The sequence below is a fragment of the Yoonia sp. genome (assembly GCF_046292185.1).
Lineage (GTDB): Bacteria > Pseudomonadota > Alphaproteobacteria > Rhodobacterales > Rhodobacteraceae > Yoonia.
Genome location: NZ_JBKBQY010000137.1, coordinates 1 through 5,819, shown reverse-complemented (window position 1 = coordinate 5,819; position 5,819 = coordinate 1). Strand labels below are relative to the sequence as shown.

The window sequence follows — 5,819 nt, the reverse complement described above, 5'->3', positions numbered from 1 at the left end:
TCGTCTCCTTCGCGGCGCGTGGCCGCCTTAGTGATTGCGTTGTGCCTTGAGTTCCAGCCGGCGCCGGTGCAGCACAGGTTCGGTATAGCCAGACGGCTGTTCGCGCCCCTTGAATACCAGATCGCAGGCGGCCTGAAACGCGATACCGTCGAAATCAGGGGACATCGGGCGATAGGCCGCGTCATCCGCATTCTGTTCGTCCACGACCCGCGCCATTTTTTGCATCGCTTCCATGACCGTATCACGGCCGACCACATCATGATGCAGCCAGTTCGCCAGTGCCTGTGACGAGATCCGGCACGTCGCGCGGTCTTCCATCAGCGCCACATTGTTGATGTCGGGGACCTTGGAACAGCCTACACCCTGATCGATCCATCGGACCACATAGCCAAGGATGCCTTGTGCGTTGTTTTCGACTTCGCGCATTTTTTGTGCATCGGTCCAGCGCTGGTATTGGGCAAGCGGGATATCAAGGATCGAGGACACGAAGGCGCGCCGCCCACCTTTGCGCAGCCGCGCCTGCACCGCCATCACGTCGATCTTGTGATAATGCAGCGCGTGCAATGTGGCGGCGGTGGGGCTGGGCACCCAGGCGCAATTGGCACCCGATTGCGGGTGGCCGATTTTCTGTTCCAGCATTGCGGCCATCAAATCGGGCATGGCCCACATCCCCTTACCGATCTGTGCGCGCCCGGAAAAGCCGCATTCAAGCCCGATATCGACGTTCTGATCCTCGTAGGCGCCGATCCATTGCTTGCGCTTGATGTGATCCTTGCGGCTGAAGGGGCCCGCCTCCATCGAGGTGTGGATTTCATCGCCGGTGCGGTCCAGAAAGCCGGTGTTGATAAAGGCAACACGGGATTTTGCGGCGCGGATACATTCCTTGAGGTTCGCAGTCGTGCGCCGTTCTTCGTCCATGATCCCTATCTTGACGGTGTCGCGCGCCAGGCCCAGCACGTCTTCGACGGCGATGAAGATATCGTTGGTAAAGGCCACTTCTTCGGGGCCGTGCATCTTGGGCTTGACCACGTAGACCGAGCCGAGCGCGGAATTGCCGCCTTTGGATTTCAGATCATGCATCGCCACCAGCGTGGTGATCATCGCATCCATCAGCCCCTCGAAGACCTCTTCGCCGTCTGCATCAAGGATCGCGGGGTTGGTCATCAGGTGGCCCACGTTACGGATCCACAGCAACGCGCGCCCTTTCAGGGTGACCGTACCGTCAGCGGTGGTGTAGTCGCGGTCAGCGGCCAGTTTACGTGTCATCGTCTTGCCGTTCTTGACCAGATCGGCCGTCAGATCGCCTTTCATCAGGCCGAGCCAGTTGGCATAGGCGAGGGTCTTATCCTCGGCATCGACACAGGCGACGCTGTCTTCGCAATCCATGATCGCAGAGATCGCGCTTTCCAGCCGGACATCAGCCAGCGATGCCTGATCGCGGCTACCGATCGGATGATTGCTGTCAAAGACCAGTTCGACATGCAGGCCGTTGTTGACCAGCAGTATGGCATCAGGGGATTGCGGATCACCCTGGTAGCCCACGAATTTCGCCGGATCGCACAGGGGTTGGTCATCGGCCAGCAGCGCGCCGTCCTGAATAGTGTAACGCGACACATCGGCGTGGCTTTTGCCATCAATCGGGAACGCCTCGTCCAGGAAAACGCGGACGCGGGCGACGACGCGGGCACCATGGCCATGCTCATAACCACCGGCGGGCGGTAGCGTGCCCATTGCATCGGTGCCGTAGAACGCATCATAAAGGCTGCCCCAGCGGGCATTCGCGGCGTTCAGCGCGAAACGGGCGTTGGTGATTGGCACGACCAGTTGCGGGCCAGGGATTGTCGCGATCTCTGGGTCGACATTTTGTGTCTCGATCTCGAAATCGTCGCCTTCAGGAACCAGATAGCCGATATCCTTGAGAAAATGTTCATAGGCGACGCGGTCATGCGCCTTGCCGCGCTGGCCGACATGCCAGGCGTCTATCGCCGATTGAATATCTTCACGTTTCTGCAGCAGGGCGCGGTTTCGCGGGGTCATCGTGCTGATCAGCCCGGCGAAACCGGACCAGAACGCATCCGCGTCAATGCCGGTGCCCGGCAAGGCTTGCGTGTCGATGAAATCGGCGAGTTCCTGGGCGACTTGAAGGCCGTGCTTTGTGACGCGATTGGTCATGGCGATGACTCCGTTATTGTCAGGTATGTCCCGAATTAGAACACAAGTTTCCGATAGGCAACAAGCAGCGCGAAATTCATTGCCGCGTCCCGCGGCATTTATCCGAACAATAGCGCACTTCGGCCCAGACCTTGGCCCATTTCTTGCGCCAAGCGAAAGGTCGGCCGCAGGTGGCGCAGGTTTTTGCCGGCAGATCGGATTTTTTACGCATTCTTGCCATGTCAGGGAACTTAGTTGAATGGCCTGCGTTGTCCACGGACTAAGAAATATGTTGTCTTTCGTCTTTTCGACATCAGGCATATCGTGTCGTAGTAACTTTACATATCAGTGATCTGAGAGACGCCATGAAAGACCGTATCGACCCGTTGATCGCCGAACGTGCGCCTTGGCTCTATGCAACGCGCCCCGGCACGCGGTTTGCCCGTGGCGTACTGCATCACATGCTGGGCTACGGTAAGACCCTCACGCTCGCCGAACAGCTGGAAAATGGCGATTCAGCAGCGATCATGAATGAGATGGCGCAGCGTCTGGCCCGCATGGTCACTGCGAAGGGGCTGGGTCATCTGCCCGCGCATGGCCCGGCGTTGATCGTCGCCAATCATCCTACCGGGATTGCAGATGGCATCATCCTCAATCACCTGATCGCGCAAGCACGCCCTGACGCGTATTTCTTCGCCAACCGCGATATCCTGCGCGTGTTTCCGCAGATGGATGACATGATCGCCCCCGTCGAATGGCGCACCGCATTGCGCAGTCATGCCAAGACCCGCGAAACCATGACCTTTGTCCGCAAGGCAACCGAAGCAGGGCGATTGGGTGTGATTTTTCCATCGGGGCGGCTGGCCAAGCGGCGCTGGCTTTCGTTGCATGAACGTCCCTGGATGGCGTCAGCGGCGATGCTGGCACGCAAGTTCGATCTGCCCGTGATCCCCGTGAATATACAGGCGCGCAATTCGGCGTTGTTCTATCTGTTCGACCGCATCCATCCAACGCTGCGCGACATCACCCTGTTTCACGAGACGCTGAACAAGGATCGCCAACCCTATGTCGTGACGATGGGGGAGCCGATTTCAGCCTCGGCCATTCCGCGCGACGCCGAAAAAGGGATCGCGATGCTGCGCCGCGCGACCCTCGCGCTCGGCGGTGAGCATGCGCCTTTGGTCAATCTGATCGCGACGACCCGCCCTTGGCTGACCAAAGATGCGTCAAGCGCACCTTGAAGCGGGCTGCGCCTTCTTTTAAAGATCGTGCAGTGTTGAACCAAGGATATCTGCCATGCTGGACCTGACCTATGCTGCCCCCGCCCCCAAAGTGATCGCCGGGGCCACCGGGGATTGGGAACTGGTGATCGGGTTGGAAGTCCATGCGCAAGTCGCCACCAACGCGAAATTGTTTTCGGGGGCCTCCACCCTGTTCGGTGCCGAACCCAACAGCAATGTGGCTTTCGTGGATGCGGGCATGCCGGGCATGTTGCCAGTGATCAACGAGGAATGCGTCGCGCAGGCCGTGCGCACCGGGCTGGGGCTGAAGGCGCAGATCAATCTTGTGTCGGCGTTTGACCGCAAGAATTATTTCTATCCCGATCTGCCGCAGGGCTATCAGATCAGCCAGCTGTATCATCCCATCGTCGGTGAAGGCGAAGTATTGGTGGAAATGGGCAATGGTCTGGCCCGTCTGGTGCGGATCGAACGAATTCACCTCGAACAGGATGCGGGCAAGTCGATCCACGACATGGACCCATCGATGTCCTTCGTCGATCTGAACCGCACCGGTGTTGCCCTGATGGAGATCGTCAGCCGCCCCGATATCCGCGGCCCGGAAGAGGCCGCCGCCTATGTGCTGAAACTGCGCCAGATCATGCGCTATCTGGGCACTTGTGATGGCAATATGCAGAACGGCAATCTGCGCGCCGATGTGAACGTGTCGGTCTGCCGTCCGGGCGATTACGAACGCTATCAGGCGACACAGGATTTCAGCCACCTTGGCACGCGCTGCGAGATCAAGAACATGAACTCGATGCGGTTCATCCAGATGGCCATCGAACACGAGGCGCGACGCCAGATCGCCCTGCTGGAAGATGGCAAGTCAGTCGTGCAGGAAACCCGGCTTTATGACCCGGACCGCAATGAAACACGGTCCATGCGGTCCAAGGAAGAAGCACACGATTACCGCTATTTCCCCGACCCCGACCTGCTGCCATTGGAGATCGAACAGGCCTGGGTCGATGATATTGCGGCCCACCTGCCCGAACTGCCCGATGCGAAAAAGGCGCGGTTCATCGCTGATTTCGGCCTGTCCGAATACGATGCCTCGGTCCTGACCGCCGAAGAGGAAAACGCCAGCTTCTTCGAAAAGGTGGCTGAGGGGCGCGATGGCAAGCTGGCGGCGAACTGGGTCATCAACGAATTGTTCGGCCGTCTGAAAAAGGACGACAAGGATATTGCGACCAGCCCGATTTCTGCCGAACGTCTGGGCCAGATCGTGGGGCTGATCAAATCAGACACGATTTCCGGCAAGATCGCCAAGGACGTGTTCGACATCGCCTATATCCAGAACCGTGACCCGGAAGAGATCGTCGAGACCGAAGGCATGAAACAGGTCACTGACACCGGTGCCATCGAAGCTGCGGTCGACGACATCATCGCCGCCAATCCCGATCAGGTCGAAAAGGCCAAGGCGAACCCCAAACTGGCGGGCTGGTTCGTGGGTCAGGTGATGAAGGCGACAGGCGGCAAGGCCAATCCGGCGACGGTCAATCAGCTCGTCTCGGCCAAGTTGGGGCTGTGATGGCCTGCGCTTTCCTATCAGCGCCGGTTTTGTTATAGCGTTCCGGTGGCCATGGGGGAAAACGCGATGACATATGAATACAAGGTGGCTCCGGCCCCGATGCGCGGCGTGAAAGCACCGGGCGTGAAAACAAATGAAGACCGCTTTGCGCTGGCGCTGGAAACCGCGATCAATGAAGCGGCATCAGAAGGCTGGGAATATATCCGCGCCGATACCCTGCCCTGCGAGCAACGCGACGGGCTGATCAGCAAGACCACGGTATATCAGAACATGCTGGTGTTCCGCCGGGCCAAGCCTGCCAGCGGTGCCCCCAAGATGAAACCGCAGCGTCAGGCCCCAGCAGCGCCATCCGTCACGCCGCCCGCGCCGACGGTGCAGAAAAAACTCGTCACGGATGCGGATAAACCGATCCAGGCTGACGACACGCCCAAAGACAGGCCATCGTCAGACGTGGCGTCGGGATAATTACTGCATGTCGATGGCAAGCGCGTGAATGCGTGCCATCAGATCAGGCCCGATCGCGTCATGCACCGCGCGGTGGCGCGCTATGCGCGACATATCGTCCAGGGCGGCAGCCTTGATCACCACGCGCCAATGGCTTTCGCCGGACCCGTCATCGCCGGCATGGCCCGCGTGTTTGTGACTTTCGTTGATCACCTCCAGCGTTTCAGGATCAAGTGTCATCAGTCTTGCGTGAATTTCAGCCTGTAATACCATTATTTTCCCTGTGCCCTCTTCTATCTGCGCCCCAGAGGTCTACAGTCTGTCGTCCGAGTCGGAAAGAAGAGAAGCACCATGAAAAAAGATGATCCCTTTGGTTTCGATATGTCCGTGTCGGGGTCCAAGAAGAAAAATCCGCG

General features: G+C 58.9%; 6 protein-coding genes. 3 read left to right on the top strand and 3 right to left on the bottom strand.

What is annotated here, in order from left to right; translation table 11 throughout:
- Positions 1–27 precede the first annotated feature (27 nt).
- Together ACK4TM_RS16720 and ACK4TM_RS16715 are read right to left on the bottom strand one after the other, a co-directional pair.
- Positions 28–2,172: a malate synthase G gene (locus ACK4TM_RS16720; protein WP_409703484.1), complete on the bottom strand. Its 2,145-nt coding sequence runs from the start codon at positions 2,170–2,172 to the stop codon at positions 28–30.
- A 76-nt stretch (positions 2,173–2,248) separates the two neighbouring features.
- A complete protein-coding gene (locus ACK4TM_RS16715; RefSeq protein WP_409703479.1) occupies positions 2,249–2,392 on the bottom strand; it encodes a DUF2256 domain-containing protein in 144 nt (47 codons plus the stop codon).
- 124 nt (positions 2,393–2,516) lie between these two features.
- Between ACK4TM_RS16715 and ACK4TM_RS16710 the strand changes: the two genes are divergently transcribed.
- The 3 genes from ACK4TM_RS16710 to ACK4TM_RS16700 all read left to right on the top strand — a co-directional run bounded on the left by ACK4TM_RS16710 (position 2,517) and on the right by ACK4TM_RS16700 (position 5,424).
- Positions 2,517–3,392, top strand: a complete 876-nt coding sequence (locus tag ACK4TM_RS16710; RefSeq protein WP_409703476.1) for a 1-acyl-sn-glycerol-3-phosphate acyltransferase — start codon at positions 2,517–2,519, stop codon at positions 3,390–3,392.
- Between the two features lie 55 nt (positions 3,393–3,447).
- Entirely contained in the window at positions 3,448–4,959 is a 1,512-nt protein-coding gene (gene gatB, locus ACK4TM_RS16705; protein WP_409703472.1) for an Asp-tRNA(Asn)/Glu-tRNA(Gln) amidotransferase subunit GatB, read from the top strand.
- Positions 4,960–5,025: 66 nt separating this feature from the next.
- Entirely contained in the window at positions 5,026–5,424 is a 399-nt protein-coding gene (locus ACK4TM_RS16700) for a DUF4177 domain-containing protein (RefSeq protein ID WP_409703469.1), read from the top strand.
- Here ACK4TM_RS16700 and ACK4TM_RS16695 read toward each other — a convergent pair whose 3' ends face one another.
- Positions 5,425–5,643 (bottom strand): BolA family protein, encoded by a 219-nt coding sequence (locus ACK4TM_RS16695; RefSeq protein WP_409703466.1) that lies wholly within the window; start codon positions 5,641–5,643, stop codon positions 5,425–5,427. It lies immediately after the preceding gene.
- Positions 5,644–5,819: the final 176 nt, after the last annotated feature.

What these genes read in the sequence shown, in the direction of transcription:
- ACK4TM_RS16720 (WP_409703484.1), bottom strand. Translation starts at nt 2,172, where the DNA reads ATGACCAATCGCGTCACAAAGCACGGCCTTCAAGTCGCCCAGGAACTC.
- ACK4TM_RS16715 (WP_409703479.1), bottom strand. Translation starts at nt 2,392, where the DNA reads ATGGCAAGAATGCGTAAAAAATCCGATCTGCCGGCAAAAACCTGCGCC.
- ACK4TM_RS16710 (WP_409703476.1), top strand. Translation starts at nt 2,517, where the DNA reads ATGAAAGACCGTATCGACCCGTTGATCGCCGAACGTGCGCCTTGGCTC.
- gatB (WP_409703472.1), top strand. Translation starts at nt 3,448, where the DNA reads ATGCTGGACCTGACCTATGCTGCCCCCGCCCCCAAAGTGATCGCCGGG.
- ACK4TM_RS16700 (WP_409703469.1), top strand. Translation starts at nt 5,026, where the DNA reads ATGACATATGAATACAAGGTGGCTCCGGCCCCGATGCGCGGCGTGAAA.
- ACK4TM_RS16695 (WP_409703466.1), bottom strand. Translation starts at nt 5,643, where the DNA reads ATGACACTTGATCCTGAAACGCTGGAGGTGATCAACGAAAGTCACAAA.